Annotated in this window: 12 protein-coding genes; 5 read left to right on the top strand and 7 right to left on the bottom strand. The window is 64.2% G+C overall.

The genetic code is table 11. The annotated features are described in order from the left end of the window. Positions 1-371: 371 nt before the first annotated feature. Positions 372-1,301, bottom strand: a complete 930-nt coding sequence (gene pqqB / locus HOP58_RS07995) for a pyrroloquinoline quinone biosynthesis protein PqqB (RefSeq protein WP_234260038.1) — start codon at positions 1,299-1,301, stop codon at positions 372-374. 54 nt (positions 1,302-1,355) lie between these two features. Then, positions 1,356-1,427, bottom strand: coding sequence for a pyrroloquinoline quinone precursor peptide PqqA (gene pqqA / locus HOP58_RS07990; protein ID WP_010627037.1), 72 nt, complete (start codon positions 1,425-1,427; stop codon positions 1,356-1,358). A gap of 229 nt (positions 1,428-1,656) precedes the next feature. Between pqqA and HOP58_RS07985 the strand changes: the two genes are divergently transcribed. Continuing rightward, a complete protein-coding gene (locus tag HOP58_RS07985) occupies positions 1,657-2,907 on the top strand; it encodes a PQQ-dependent sugar dehydrogenase (RefSeq protein WP_234260037.1) in 1,251 nt (416 codons plus the stop codon). A 22-nt stretch (positions 2,908-2,929) separates the two neighbouring features. Here HOP58_RS07985 and HOP58_RS07980 read toward each other — a convergent pair whose 3' ends face one another. The 3 genes from HOP58_RS07980 to HOP58_RS07970 all read right to left on the bottom strand — a co-directional run bounded on the left by HOP58_RS07980 (position 2,930) and on the right by HOP58_RS07970 (position 6,579). Beyond that, a complete protein-coding gene (locus HOP58_RS07980) occupies positions 2,930-5,095 on the bottom strand; it encodes an ATP-binding protein (RefSeq protein WP_234260036.1) in 2,166 nt (721 codons plus the stop codon). Between the two features lie 37 nt (positions 5,096-5,132). Next, positions 5,133-5,609: a molybdopterin-dependent oxidoreductase gene (locus tag HOP58_RS07975; protein WP_234260035.1), complete on the bottom strand. Its 477-nt coding sequence runs from the start codon at positions 5,607-5,609 to the stop codon at positions 5,133-5,135. Between the two features lie 157 nt (positions 5,610-5,766). Further along, complete coding sequence (locus HOP58_RS07970) at positions 5,767-6,579, bottom strand: DUF2189 domain-containing protein (RefSeq protein ID WP_010627033.1); 813 nt, start codon at positions 6,577-6,579, stop codon at positions 5,767-5,769. A gap of 357 nt (positions 6,580-6,936) precedes the next feature. On the opposite strand from HOP58_RS07970, the gene HOP58_RS07965 reads away from it, so the two are divergent. The 4 genes from HOP58_RS07965 (at position 6,937) to soxZ (ending at position 10,630) form a co-directional block, all read left to right on the top strand. Next, complete coding sequence (locus HOP58_RS07965) at positions 6,937-7,311, top strand: cytochrome c (protein ID WP_234260034.1); 375 nt, start codon at positions 6,937-6,939, stop codon at positions 7,309-7,311. A gap of 8 nt (positions 7,312-7,319) precedes the next feature. After that, the gene (locus HOP58_RS07960) at positions 7,320-8,636 is read left to right on the top strand and encodes an NAD(P)/FAD-dependent oxidoreductase (RefSeq protein ID WP_234260033.1); all 1,317 of its coding nucleotides are present in this window, start codon (positions 7,320-7,322) and stop codon (positions 8,634-8,636) included. Positions 8,637-8,760: 124 nt separating this feature from the next. Continuing rightward, positions 8,761-9,786 carry a YeeE/YedE family protein gene (locus HOP58_RS07955; protein ID WP_234260032.1) on the top strand — a complete coding sequence of 342 codons (1,026 nt, stop codon included), beginning with the start codon at positions 8,761-8,763 and terminating at the stop codon, positions 9,784-9,786. Positions 9,787-9,802: 16 nt separating this feature from the next. Next, the gene (soxZ, locus tag HOP58_RS07950) at positions 9,803-10,630 is read left to right on the top strand and encodes a thiosulfate oxidation carrier complex protein SoxZ (protein ID WP_234260031.1); all 828 of its coding nucleotides are present in this window, start codon (positions 9,803-9,805) and stop codon (positions 10,628-10,630) included. 81 nt (positions 10,631-10,711) lie between these two features. Here soxZ and HOP58_RS07945 read toward each other — a convergent pair whose 3' ends face one another. Both HOP58_RS07945 and HOP58_RS07940 read right to left on the bottom strand, forming a co-directional pair. Continuing rightward, positions 10,712-11,140 (bottom strand): universal stress protein, encoded by a 429-nt coding sequence (locus HOP58_RS07945; RefSeq protein WP_010627028.1) that lies wholly within the window; start codon positions 11,138-11,140, stop codon positions 10,712-10,714. Between the two features lie 13 nt (positions 11,141-11,153). Then, entirely contained in the window at positions 11,154-13,751 is a 2,598-nt protein-coding gene (locus HOP58_RS07940; protein ID WP_234260030.1) for a TRAP transporter permease, read from the bottom strand. Positions 13,752-13,784: the final 33 nt, after the last annotated feature.

Genomic DNA, 13,784 nt, shown 5'->3' with positions numbered 1-13,784 from the left:
CTTTCCTTGTTCGTGCAGCCTCACTCCGATTGGGGAGGGGCTTGGATACCATTCAAGCTATCGAGATAGTAGGCATCAGGGGGCATAATCTAAGTCCCAGGCTGTAGCGCCTCAGGCTCTGTGGATGCTCACCCTGATGCCAAGGCCTGCTGGTAGCTAATCAACAAGCCCGGAGAGACACAAGGCTATGTCTGAAAACTGTCTGCGCTTGGCCATACGGCGTTAAAAATCAGCTCAAAATACTCATTTACACACTACGTAAACTCCGTCTTTTCGCTGATTTTTGCCTTGTCTGGCCTTCGCTCGCCGACTTTTCAGACACAGCCTGTCTTTGCTTGTTGTTGTCTATATGGCGGCGATACTTCTGGCGGCTACAGGGTCAGCTGCATGCCGTCGTGGGCCACCTCGATGCCACGCCGGTTCAGCACGGCGCGCTCCGGGGAGGCCTCGTCGAGCACGGGATTGGTGTTGTTGATGTGAATCAGAATGCGCCGCGTTGTCTCCGGCAGCGCATCGAGCTCGGCGATCATGCCCGCTTCGCCGGCCAGCGCCAGATGCCCCATGTCGCGCCCGGTGGCATGGCCGATGCCGAGGCGAATCATCTCGTCGTCGTGCCACAGGGTGCCGTCCACCAGCACGCAGTCGGCCTGCTGCATCAGCTCCCGTGCCGCCTCGCTCGGCTCGCCCAGGCCCGGCCCGTAGAACAGCACGCCGCCCGTCAGCGTGTCGCGCAGCAGCAGCCCCAGGTTGTCGCCGGTGGCCGGTGCGCCGCGGCGCGGCGAATAAGGCGGCGCATTGGAGCTCAACGAGAGTGCGGTGATCTCGAGCCCGGGGCAGCTCGGCACCTGGAAGGTGCAGCGCTCACGCTCCCCTGCCAGCGGGATCTCGCGCCAGTTGAGTCCACCGTTCCAGTGGCGCAGCATGGGGAACAGCGGAAAGCCGCTGGAAAGGTCGTCATGCACGCTGGGCGTGCACCAGACGTCGAGCGGGCACCCCTCACGTAGTGACAGCAGCCCACTCACGTGATCGATCTGCGCATCCACCAGCAGCACCTCGGCAATGCCGGTGTGACGCAGGCCGCGCCTGGGAAAGAGCCCCGGAGAGACACCGAGCTGGGCACGGATGTCGGGCGAGGCGTTGCACAGCAGCCAGCGCTCGCCGTCTATGCTCACCGCTATCGACGACTGGGTTCTCGCCACGAAGCCGGGTTGGCCGAGACGCACGTCGCGGCAGTTGCGACAGTTGCAATTCCACTGCGGGAATCCACCGCCCGCCGCCGAGCCGAGTATCAGCACCTGCATGGCACTCTCCTGAAGCTGAAACACGGGACCTCTCGGCCCCGTGACGTCGGTCTATCAGCGGTTGGCAATGTACAGGGTGACTTCGAAGCCGAGGCGCAGGTCACGAAAGCTGGGCTTGGTCCACATGGCGGTTCCTCCAAGGTTGTTGTCGTGTCGAGTGGCACCGCGCCGATGGGCGACGGCAACCTCAGTAAAGCACTGGAGAGGTCTCGCCAAGACGGTACTTTGGAGGGAGAAACGCCCCTTCATTGGGCCCAGGTCCAACTTGAGGAGCCCGCTGGGTTTTCCTACGCTGGCAAGGGACCGGCGCTTCACGGCGTCTCTCCCTCATCTCGCCTGCAAGGAGCACCGCGATATGCAGTTCCATGGATTCTCATCCCATCCGCGCTTTACGCGCACCCCGCTCGCCCTCGCCGTAACCGGCGGCATGGCATTCGCCGGACTCGCCCACGCCGACGTCCAGGTCACCAATGAAGAGGTGGCCTCCGGCGTGGAGAGCGAAGAAGCCACCCTGACCGTGACTCAGGTGGTGGGCGGTATCGAACACCCCTGGGCCGTCGCCTGGCTGCCGGACGAGCGAATGCTGATCACCGCACGCCCGGGCAACCTGTATCTAGTCGACGGCGATGAGGTGACCGAGGTCGGCAATCTGCCAAAGATCGACACCGACGAAGATCAGAAGCCCGCCCCCGAAGGTGGCAACCAGGGCGGCCTGCTGGATGTCGTCGTACATCCCGATTACGACGACAACGGCTGGATCTACTTCACCTACTCCAGCCCCGGTGACGACGACTCGGTCATGGGCGACGACGAGTACGGCACAGGCACGGCGCTGGCCCGCGCCCGCCTGAGCGACGACGGCAGCGAGCTGACCGATCTCGAGACGATCTATGCCCAGGTGCCGCGCACCGCACCCGGCCGTCACTACGGTTCGCGCATCGTCTTTCCCGGCGACGGCAGCGTGATGTTCTCCATCGGCGACCGCGGCATTCGCTACCCTTCCCAGGATCTCACCGATCCGGGTGGCTCGATCATTCGCCTGCATGAGGATGGCGGCGCCTTCGAGGGCAATCCCTTCATCGAGGCGGAACCGGGCAACCTGCGTCCCGAGATCTTCTCCTACGGCCACCGCAACAATCAGGGGCTGGCACTGCACCCCGAGACCGGCGAGCTGTGGGCCATCGATCACGGTCCTTCGGGCGGCGGCGAGCAACTCTACGTCGCCGAGGCCGGCAGCAACCACGGCTGGCCACAGGTCTCCTTCGGACGGGAATACGACACCGACGAGTTCATCGGCATCGGCGAGGTGGCGCCCGGCGTCAAGCCTCCGGTACACGTCTGGGAAGACACCCTGGCGCCCTCGGGGCTGACGTTCTACACCGGGGATGAGTTCCCGGGCTGGCAAGGCAATCTCTTCATCGGTGCGCTCTATGCCGAGCGCCTCCATCGCGTGGTGCTGGACGGCGAAACCATCGCCCATGAAGAGATCCTGCTGGAGAACGAGCTGGGCCGTATTCGCGACGTGCGCCAGGGCCCCGATGGCATGCTCTATGTGCTCACCGACGAGAGCGATGGCGGGCTCTATCGCATCGAACCCGAGGCCTGACACTCGCTAGAGAGAGGTCACATCAGTCTTGGCAGGCACTCAGCCAGCTCTCCAGCGCCTCGAGGGTGACGGGAATGCTGGCCTGCAGGACCCTGAGCTCGACGGCCGCTTCGTCTTGCCGCTCATGCCGCGCGGCAAGCTCAAGGCGCCGGGCCGAGTCGGCTAACCTGCGCCCGCCAAGACTGCCCGACTCCCCTTTGAGCCGGTGTGCACGCGCGGCAAGAGCCGCTAGATCCCCCTGCTCGAAGGCCTGCTCCAGGCTCTCGGTGTGTTGCTGCAGCTGTTCACGATGCACCGCAAACAAGGCCGCCAGCGCCTCCAGTCCCAGCGACTCGCGCAACTCCCCGAGCACACCCTCATCCAGCATGTCGGCACCTACGCTTTCTTCCGCCCCCTCGGCCCGCTCCTTCCCGGACAGACCCTGGCGCAGCGCAGCTGCCAGTTCGGCGCGTCGCAGCGGCTTCGCGAGGTAACCGCTCATGCCAGTAACCAGACAGCGCTCGCGCTCGGCTCCCGGTCCCCCTGCCGTCATCGCCACGATAGGCACTTCGGCAAGCCAGCCCCCTCTCGAGCGCAGGCGACGAGTCGTTTCCAGACCGTCCATGCCGGGCATCTGTACGTCCATGAAGATCATGTCGAAACTCTCACGACCCGCCACTTCCAGGGCCTTCTCTCCGCTGTCTGCAACGCTGACCGTACAGCCGTGGCGTTCCAGCATCGCCACGGCCACCTGCTGGTTGACCGGGTTGTCTTCGACCAGCAGCACCTTCCCGCCTGCAGCGGGTTCCAGAATCGGTTGGAACACCGGTGATTCAGGCTCATTGGAAACCACCGTCTCCAGCGGCATCACGACCCAGAAGCGACTGCCCTGGCCGGGGGCGCTGTCGACCCCGATTCTGCCGCCCATGGCTTCCGTCAGGCGACGACAAATGGCGAGGCCCAGCCCGGTACCTCCGTAGCGCCTGGCCGTCGAGGCGTCTGCCTGTCTAAAGGGTTCGAAAAGCCAATCCTGCTTCTCCAGCGCAACCCCGGGCCCCGTATCTCTCACGGCGAGTACCAGCTCGCCCTGCTCGCTCAACGCCGCCTCGACACGGACCTCACCGTGTTCGGTGAACTTGATGGCGTTGGAGAGCAGGTTGAGCAGCACCTGACGCAACCGTGCCGGATCGCCCATCACGTGCTCAGGCAACGCCGGTGATAGCGCCGTCGTCAGTTTGAGCCCCTTGGCCTCGGCATGCGGCCCGAACAACCGACAGGCCTCGCCGATCAGCGTGGTCAGGCGAATCGGGCGCCGTTCGAGCTCCAGCTTGCCCGATTCAATCTTGGAGAAATCGAGTATGTCGTTGATCAGTTCCAGCAACCGTGCGGCGCTGACATGCAGGGTGCGGGCGTACTCCCGCGATTTCGGATCGATCGGCTGGTCCAGGAGCAGGTCGCTCATGCCGATGACCCCGTTCAACGGCGTGCGAATCTCGTGGCTGACGGTGGCCAGGAACTCCGATTTGGCCTGACTGGCGGCCTCGGCGCGATGCGCGGTAGCCTGTAGTTCGCGACTCAGCGACTCCAGCGAACGCCGAGCCTCGGCATTGTCGCGCGCCTCCCGCACCAGGAACACTACCACCATCAGCGCCGCCAGACTCATGGCCATGATCAGTGCCAGCAGCAGCGCATACAGCGTCTGCAGCGCCTCCCGGTCGCGGGTGGCCGATTCGGCAAGGTGGCCATTGACGGCGATGATCAGCTGCTCGGTCAGCCCCCCGACCCGCTCCAGCCGGTCGGACAACACCCAGCGTTCTTCCTGCCCCAACTGGTCGATTTCATCGAGCAGACTGTCGATGTCGGCCATGAGCACGATCAGGTCCGGCAGCAGCCGCTTGGCCAAGGGGATTTGCTGCAGCAGTTGGTTGACATCGCCACGCTGCAGCAGGTTGACCCGGCTGTAGATCAGTTCGAACCGCAGCCGCAGGGCTTCCAGTGAACGGGCACTGCCGACCTGCTGCACCAGATCGCTGCGCAACTGGATGATGTCGCGATCGAGCTTGTAGGCATGCCAGGCAGCATCGCCGATGACGCTCTGATGCAGCTCCTCCTGACGCCATGCTGCCAACCCCACCACCACCAGGGCAGCAGCGAAGAACAGCAGGGCCGACACCGCTCCCAGCTTCAGTCGCAGCGGATAGCGCAACATGCTTCAGCGCCTCGAACTAAGGCTTCGCCACGAGACCTCACTGCACATCGACGGTACCCACGTGCCAGACGGAGCGATGGCGGATGGTTTCGTTGAGCAGTTCGGGGCGCTCATCGAACGGATAGAGCACCAGCACGGGTCCCAGGTCGCGCACCGCGATGGGCTCGCCATCTCGCATGACGGCGAGAATCACGTCGTAATCGTGCAGATCGGACCAGGGTATCTCGATTTCGTACTCGTTCAGGGACGTTACCCGGACCCGCTCACCTTCCGCACCAGCCGCTTCCAGCACGGCGCGAAACAGCGGTCCCTCGAAGCGTCCGACTCCCTCCGTCCAGGGTGTGGCCGTCTCTATCACGTGTGGAGAGAGCGTCATCAACTGGTCCAGGTCAAGCTGCAGCTCGCCGTCAACGTTCGGATACTCGATATTGCCCGTCACCCTGAGCAGTATCTCACCCTCGGGTGGCGGCAGCGGCGCTGCCTGTACGGGTTGGAAGGTCGAGGAAATCAGCAAAGCGGCTACCGCCATTACACAGCTTGGCCATGATCGAGGCATAGTGGACTGTCCGAGTCATTGGGATGGGCCAAGCGTACGCGAAACTGAAGAAAAGTTCAGTTAGGAAAAGCGTATTCTGGACTGGCAGGAGGCGCCGGCCTCCTGCCAGGGGGGATCACGACTTCAGTTGCTCTACCGGCTCACAGCGAACCAGATCCTCATAAGCGTGCCAGCTGGCATGCCCCAGTACCGGCAGGATCAGCGCCAGGCCGATGTAGAACGTCATCATGCCAATCAGCACGCTGCCGGTCAGAATGACTGCCCACAGCAGCATCGGCTTGAAGTTGCGCGCAACGGTGCGCACGCTCGCTTCGATGCCCTCCATGAAAGTCAGGTCCTGGTCCATCAGCGTCGGAATGGCGACCACACTGATGGAAAAGGCACCGAAGGCCAGCACCGCTCCCGCCGCGGTGCCAACCGCGATCAGTCCGAGCCCTTCCGGCGTGGTCAGCAGAGAAGCGTAGAGCTCCGCCACACCCGGCGCCTCGAAGCCGAAGAAGAGCGCGAAGAGCAGGGTTGCCAGACGAATCCAGGCCAGGAAGAAGATCATCATCATCACGCCCATCATTGCCAGCTGCCCGGCATGGGGCCGCCAGGCGCCGAAGGCGTCGCCGAGATGCGGTACGCGCCCCGCCTCGAGCGCCCGACTGATCCCGTAGGAACCTACCGCGACCAGCGGGCCGATGAACATGAAACCGGCCACCAGAGGCAGTAGCCAGTGCCACAGATCGAGGACGATGGCCCCGGCCGTGACGGCGATACTCAAGCCGACCCAGAACATGCCGTAAGCGAGACTGACGGCCGTGGCCCGGCGGAAATCCTCGAAACCCGCTGCCAGCCAGGCTCGCGGTCTGTCCATGCCAATGGGGTTGATGGTGATCTTGACGTTGGGTGCGGAGCTCTGCCCTGATCTGGTCGCTGCATTCATTGTCGTACCCCGTTTGGTCGCCTTGGTAGGGACTGGCAAGCGTCTTTCCGGTCGGGAGGTCCAGACGACGTCTTGTTGTCTTCGTAATTTCCACTCTAGTTGACCGCACACAAGAGTGCCGCGCAAAGTTGTCAACGCTGCGCGCGAAACCGCCGCGATCCTTCCACGCTGCTTCGCCCGGACGGGCATCGTGTCCCTTGCGGGGCTTGCTGGAGAGCTTCAGGAATAACAGCGGCCCATTGTTGTATATTCAGTCATAAGAGAATGCCGAAGTATTCCTTCTGAGCCTCTGCCGTTGGCTTTAACATCCGGCTTACGGACAGTTGAACAACAGATAACGCAATCAGGAGCCTGTCGATGAAACGGTTCTTTCGCAGGGCGGCCGCACCGGTGCTGGGGGTGCTGCTGTTCGGGGGCATCGCCGCCAAGGGACTCGCCGAACCCAGCTTCTCCTCCGAGCAGGTTGACCTCATGGCCGCCGCCTGCGCCAACTGCCACGGCACCGATGGCCGCCTGGTAGGCAGTGTGCCGACCATCGCCGGGCGGCCTGCCTCAGTCCTCGAGGCGCGGCTACTCGCGTTCAAGCACGAGGAACAGAGCGATACCACCATCATGGATCGGATCGCCAAGGGCTTCACCGACGAGGAGCTGGCCGCCCTGGCGGCCCACTTTGCCGCCATCGACCCAGACGGCGATGACGATTCGCAAGCAGAACAAGAACCGCAGGAGTGAGGCGCGCCATGACACAGCATTCCCAACGTTCCGGCATCAACCGCCGGCAACTGATCAAGGGCCTGGGTGCCGCCTCGCTGCTGCCCCTGGTGGGCGGCGTCACGCCCTTCGCCATCGGCGGACAGCACGCCGGCAAGGTCGTCGTCGTGGGCGGCGGCTTCGGTGGTGCCACGGCGGCCAAGTATCTCAAGCGGGCCAATCCGGCCATCGAGGTGATACTGGTCGAGCCGGCCGAGACCTTCTACACCTGCCCGTTCAGCAACCTGCATCTGGGCGGACTGCGCAGCATGGATGAGATCGCCCACGGCTATGACGAGCTGCAGGATCGCTATGGGGTCCGCGTGATCCATGCCATGGTCGAGGACGTCGACGCCGCCGCGCACAAGGTCACCCTCTCCACCGGCAGCGAGCTCGACTACGACAGGCTGGTGCTCTCCCCGGGGATCGACATCCGCTGGAACGCGCTCGAGGGTTACGACGAAGCGGCTGCCGAGAAAGCGCCCCATGCCTGGAAGGCCGGCAGTCAGACGGAGAAGCTGCGTGCCCAGTTGGAAGCGATGGAAGACGGCGGTACCTTCGTCATGGTGGCCCCGGAAAACCCCTTCCGCTGCCCGCCAGGCCCCTACGAGCGCGCCAGCCTCGTGGCCAACTATCTGGCCCAGTACAAGCCCAAGTCCAAGGTGCTGATCCTCGACGCCAAGGACAACTTCTCCAAGCAGGGGCTGTTCATGGAGGGCTGGGAGCAGCTCTACGGCGATCGTATCGAGTGGGTAGGCCTCTCCAACGACGGCCGCGTCACTCGGGTGGACGCCGAGCGTCTGGAGGTGGAAACCGAATTCGGCACCGTGCACAAGGCCGACGTGCTCAACGTCATCCCGCCGCAGAAGGCCGGCTGGATCGCCGAACGTGCCGGCGTCACCGACGACTCCGGCTGGGTGCCGGTCAAGCCCGAGACCTTCGAGTCGCGGCAGGTCGAGGACATCTACGTGATCGGCGATGCCACCGTTGCCGCGCCGATGCCCAAGTCGGGCTTCTGCGCCAACGCCCAGGCAAAGGTCGTGGCGGCTGCCATCGCCGCTTCGCTCGAGTCGCGCCCGGCGCCCGAGGCCTACTGGACCAACACCTGCTACAGCCTGGTGGGTCCCGAGTACGGTATCTCGGTGGCCGGAGTCTACCGCGTGGTGGACGGCGCGATTGCCGAAGTGGAAGGCTCCGGCGGCGTGAGCCCGACAGGCGCTCCCAGCACCACGCGGGCGCTGGAAGCCCAGTACGCCGTCGGCTGGTACAACGCCATCTGCCAGGACACCTGGGGCACGCAGACCTGAACTCCATCGCGGCAAGGCGCTATACTGCTCGGCCACCCAAGGTGGCGTCATCGAAGGGCCGCCTGCGGGCGGTCCTTTTCATTAACTTTTTCATTACATCGTATTTCTCGAGGAGCTGCGCACCATGAGTCATACCGAGCTGGTCGTTTGGGCGGGGTTGACGATCGGCCTTGTCTTCGGCGCCGTCGGTCAGCTCTCCGGCTTCTGCCTGCTGCGCGGTGTGGTCAACGCCACGACACAGGGCGACTCACGCAAGCTGCGGGCCTTCGCCGTGGCCATGGGCGTGGCCGTGCTGGGCAGTCAGGGTCTGGCCGCAATCGGGCTGGTCTCGCTCAATGCCTCGCTGTACGCCGTCGACAGGTTCTCCTGGCTCGCCGTGCCGCTGGGCGGCCTGCTCTTCGGCTACGGCATGGCCCTGGCCAACGGCTGCGGGGCTCGCGCTCTGGTACTGCTCGGCAGCGGCAACCTGCGCAGCTTCGTGGTGCTGGTGTGCCTGGGCCTGGCAGCCTTCATGGTGCTATCGGGCGTGCTGGCCCCGTTGCGGCTGTGGCTCGAGGGAGCTACCACGCTACGTCTTCCCGCAGCCACCCTGCCGAATCTGATCGGCCTGCCGGGCTGGCTGCCGGCGCTGTTGGTGGGTGGCGGCCTGTGCGCCTGGGCCTTCACCAGCCAGGCCTTTCGTAACACTCCGCGAGAGTGGGCCAGCGGCCTTGCCATCGGCGGCCTGGTGCCTGCCAGCTGGTACACCACCGGCGTGCTCGGCTTCGACGACTTCGAACCGGTGCGCCTGGCCAGCCTCACCTTCGTCGCACCCATCGGCGAGTCGCTGCAGTACCTGATGCTCTCCACCGGCACCCGCCTGGGCTTCGGCGTCAGCGTTGTGGGTGGCGTAGTGCTGGGTGCGCTGGCAATGGCGCTGCTGCGGCGGGACTTTCGCCTGCATTCGTTCGACTCGCCTGCCCATATGCTGCGCAGCATGGCGGGGGGCATCCTCATGGGCATAGGCGGCGTGATGTCCCTGGGCTGCTCCATCGGCCAGGGGCTGTCGGGCTTCTCGACGCTGTCGCTCGCCTCGTTCCTCGCCGTGGCCGGCATCGTGCTGGGTGCGCGGCTGGGAATCCGCGGGCCGCTGGCGCTGTCAAAGCATTGATCAACTGGAGGAGTCCATGCATCCGTTCCGTTACTCTCGTCACGACGCCTCTCGCCGCCGTCTGCTGCGCGGGCTGACCCTGGCCTGCGCCGGCATCGGTCTGGCCAGTTTCGCCATGCCCGGGCTCGCCAACGAGCCGTGGCAGCGCCTGGAAGCCGCTCAGAGCGTGCTGGGCGAGAGCGAGCCCCGCACCGAGGGACTGACGCTCGACCTGCCGCACGTATCCGAAGACGGCTCCGCCGTGCCGCTCACCGTCAACTTCGACGGCGAACTCGCCGAGGGCGATTACATCGAGCGCATCGATCTGTTCGCCAACGGCAACCCCTATCCCGAGGTGGCCACCTTCCGTCTGACCCAACTGAGTGCCAAACCGGAGATCTCCACCCGGGTACGGCTGAACGAAACCCAGCAGGTCATTGCCATCGCTACCAGCCACCAGGGCGAGCGCTTCGCCACCTCACGCGAGGTTCGCATCACCGTGAGCGGCTGTCTGATGCGTAACGGCAACGATGCCAACGACGCGCTCTCCAATCCGCGCGTCAGCGTTTCCTCGGGGCTGTCCGCCGGGGAACCTGCCGAGGTACGCACACTGATCAACCACCCCATGGAAACCGGGCTGCGCGAAGGCGATGACGGAGAAACCCTGCCCCGCCACATCGTCGAGCGTTTCAGCGTCTCCATCGATGGCGACGTGGTGTTCGAGGCCGACCTGCATCAGGCGGTTTCCGCCAACCCCTACCTGCGCTTCTTTCTCACTCCCGCGGAGAGTGCAGAGGCGGAGTTCACCTGGCAGGACGACACGGGGGAAACGGCCCACCATGTCGCCGAGCTGGATCTGTCCTGATACCGCTCGACATGTACGCCTGAACGCAGAGACCCGGCCGATGGCCGGGTCTCTGCGTTTCCTGCATGACGACTCACGCACTCAGCGCACGATCATCACCGACATCTTGGTGTGATGGACCACGTGCTCGGCGTTGGGACCCAGCACGTAGTCGGCGAACTTGCGCTTGTTGTGCGATGCCATGACGATCAGGTCGACCTCGAGCTTCTTGGCCGACTTGACGATCGCCTCCCAGGGCGAGCCGTCGACGATCACCGACTGCACCTTGATGTCATCGGGCACGTGCTCCTCGATGAAACGGTGCTGGGCCTGGGAAATTGCCTCGTGGGCCTTCTTGGCGAAATCACGCGGGAAGTAGGAACCCACCAACGGCATGTGGTAATCCGGCAGCACCGTGACCACGTGCAACGATGCACCGAAGGTGCGGCACAGGGTCACCGCCGTGGGCAACGCCTTGGCCCACGACGACTCCTCGTTGAGATCCACAGCCAGCAGAATCTTGTCGTACATCTCTGCACCCTCCTCAGGCGTGGGCGGTCGACGACGGCTGCTGAAGCTTACGCCGACGCTGCAACAGCACCACCAGGCCGAACAACAGGAAGCCGGGGATCCACATCCACTCCTTGGCCCAGCGATCCACCGGCGCCAGTACCTCGATGATCTCCTGATCGAAGTCGAAGCCGATGTCCGCCGCCAGGCTACCGAACTCGACGAAGTCGACCGTAGCCTGATCGCCATCGACCCACAGCTCCATGCCCAGCCGCTCCATGCGCTCCTCGGCGCTGTCACCGCGTGGCACCGGCACCAGCAGGTAGGTGGTCATGGGATCGCCGAAGGCGTCCTCGCCGGCGATCTGTACGCGCAGCTGGCTGCCATCCTCGACCTGGCCCAGCACCTGGGCGAACTCGGCCGGGGGGATCGACTGATAGGGATCGTGGATGCGATCCATCCAGTAAGCGGGGCGGAACAGGGTGAAGGCCACCAGCAGCAGCAGGACCGATTCGTACCAGCGGCTGCGTACCAGCAGATAGCCCTGGGTCCCGGCGGCGAATATCAACATGGCGATGGTCGCTATGATGAATATCACGATGCCCTGGAGCCAACCGACGTCGATCAACAGCAGGTCGGTGTTGAAGATGAACAGGAACGGCAGCGCCGCGGTACGCAGGCTGTAGTAGAACGCCTGGAAGCCGGTGCGCAGCGGATCGCCGCCCGATACCGCGGCCGCAGCGAACGAGGCCAGCCCCACCGGCGGCGTCACGTCGGCCATGATGCCGAAGTAGAACACGAACAGGTGCACCGCGATCAGCGGCACGATCAGGCCGTTCTGCTGCCCCAGCATCACGATGACCGGTGCCATCAGCGCCGATACCACGATGTAGTTGGCGGTGGTGGGCAGCCCCATGCCGAGGATCAGGCTGAGCACCGCGGTGAGCAGCAGGATCAGCATCAGGTTGCCCATGGCCAGGATCTCGACCACGTCGGCCAGCACCAGGCCGACACCGGTCTGCGAGACCGCACCTACCACGATGCCTGCGGTAGCCGTCGCGATACCGATGCCGATCATGTTGCGGGCACCGGCGACCAGACCGTCCCACAGATCGAGAAAACCCTCCTTGATGTCGGCAGCGAGACGGCTACGGCCGCGGAAGAAGGCGGTGATGGGACGCTGAGTGATCATGATGAAGATCATGAACACCGTGGCCCAGAAGGCCGACAGCCCGGGCGACAGACGCTCCACCATCAGGCACCACACCAGCACGATCACCGGCAGGATGTAGTGCAACCCCACCATCACCGTGGGCTTGGTACGGGGCAACGTGACGACCCTGGACGTGGGATCGTCGAGCTCGAGCTCAGGATAGAACGAACCGAGCTTCAGCAGACCCACGTAGATGGCGGCCAGCCCCAAGCCGACGACCCAGGGCGTGGCATCGCCCAGCACCGGCTTGAGCCAGCCCAGGCCGTAGTAGACGGCAAACGACAGCGCCATCAGCAGGATCAGGCCGGTCAGGAAGCCCAACACTTTGTTGAGTAGCGGCCGTACCGGGTTGCTGGAAGGCAGCCCCTTCATGTCGGCTTTGAGCGCTTCCAGATGCACGATGTAGATTAGCGCGATATAGGAGATTACCGCCGGCAGGAAGGCGTGCTTGATCACCTCCACGTAAGAAATGCCGACGTATTCGACCATCAGGAAGGCCGCAGCCCCCATGACCGGCGGCATGATCTGCCCGTTCACCGACGAGGAGACCTCGACCGCACCGGCCTTTTCTGCCGAGAAGCCCACTCGCTTCATCATGGGGATGGTGAAGGTGCCGGTGGTCACGGTATTGGCAATGGAAGAACCGGAAATCAGGCCTGTCATCCCCGACGCCACTACGGCGGCCTTGGCCGGCCCGCCCTTGAAGTGACCCAGCAGCGAGAAGGCGACCTTGATGAAATAGTTGCCGGCCCCGGCCTTGTCGAGCAGGGCGCCGAACAGCACGAAGAGGAAGACGAAGCTGGTCGACACCCCCAAGGCGATACCGAACACGCCCTGAGCCGTGAGCCACTGATGGTTGATCAGGCCATACAGGCTGACCCCGCGATGGGCCAGAATGCCCGGCATGTAGGGTCCGAACAGCGAGTAGAGAAGGAATATCGAAGCGACGATTGCCAGCGGCGGCCCCAGGGCGCGCCGGGTCGCCTCGAGCAGTACCAGAATACCGACCACACCAATGATCACGTCGCGCAGAATGGGCGACCCGGGGCGGTCGGAAAGCTCCGCATAAAAAAGAAAGGTGTAGGCGGCGCAGAAGGCCCCTACCAGCGCCAGCAGCCAGTCCTGCAGCGGTATGCGGTCGCGCGGCGAACGCTTCAGCGCCGGATAGGCCATAAAGGCCAGAAACATGGCAAATGCCAGGTGAATGGAGCGCGTTTCGGCGGCATTGAATAACCCGATGCGGAAAATATAGGGCAGCGGCGAGGCGATCCAGAGCTGGAACAGCGACCAGGCGGCAGCCACACCGACCAGCAGCTTGCCGGGCACCCCCAGCGGCTTGCGCGCCCCGGTATCGCTGGAGGCAATCATGTCCTCCAGGTCGACCTCGGGTTTTCGTGGATTCGTCTTTTCGTCAGTCATTACCGTCGTGCCCCATTGGCTTGACTCCTGAGT

Origin of the sequence: Halomonas sp. MCCC 1A11062, assembly GCF_021404355.1 — a bacterium.
Lineage (GTDB): Bacteria > Pseudomonadota > Gammaproteobacteria > Pseudomonadales > Halomonadaceae > Halomonas > Halomonas aerodenitrificans.
This window is presented reverse-complemented; position numbering and strand designations above follow the sequence as displayed.

What these genes read in the sequence shown, in the direction of transcription:
- HOP58_RS07960 (WP_234260033.1), top strand. Translation starts at nt 7,320, where the DNA reads ATGACACAGCATTCCCAACGTTCCGGCATCAACCGCCGGCAACTGATC.
- HOP58_RS07985 (WP_234260037.1), top strand. Translation starts at nt 1,657, where the DNA reads ATGCAGTTCCATGGATTCTCATCCCATCCGCGCTTTACGCGCACCCCG.
- HOP58_RS07970 (WP_010627033.1), bottom strand. Translation starts at nt 6,579, where the DNA reads ATGAATGCAGCGACCAGATCAGGGCAGAGCTCCGCACCCAACGTCAAG.
- HOP58_RS07955 (WP_234260032.1), top strand. Translation starts at nt 8,761, where the DNA reads ATGAGTCATACCGAGCTGGTCGTTTGGGCGGGGTTGACGATCGGCCTT.
- pqqB (WP_234260038.1), bottom strand. Translation starts at nt 1,301, where the DNA reads ATGCAGGTGCTGATACTCGGCTCGGCGGCGGGCGGTGGATTCCCGCAG.
- HOP58_RS07965 (WP_234260034.1), top strand. Translation starts at nt 6,937, where the DNA reads ATGAAACGGTTCTTTCGCAGGGCGGCCGCACCGGTGCTGGGGGTGCTG.
- soxZ (WP_234260031.1), top strand. Translation starts at nt 9,803, where the DNA reads ATGCATCCGTTCCGTTACTCTCGTCACGACGCCTCTCGCCGCCGTCTG.
- HOP58_RS07980 (WP_234260036.1), bottom strand. Translation starts at nt 5,095, where the DNA reads ATGTTGCGCTATCCGCTGCGACTGAAGCTGGGAGCGGTGTCGGCCCTG.
- HOP58_RS07940 (WP_234260030.1), bottom strand. Translation starts at nt 13,751, where the DNA reads ATGACTGACGAAAAGACGAATCCACGAAAACCCGAGGTCGACCTGGAG.
- HOP58_RS07945 (WP_010627028.1), bottom strand. Translation starts at nt 11,140, where the DNA reads ATGTACGACAAGATTCTGCTGGCTGTGGATCTCAACGAGGAGTCGTCG.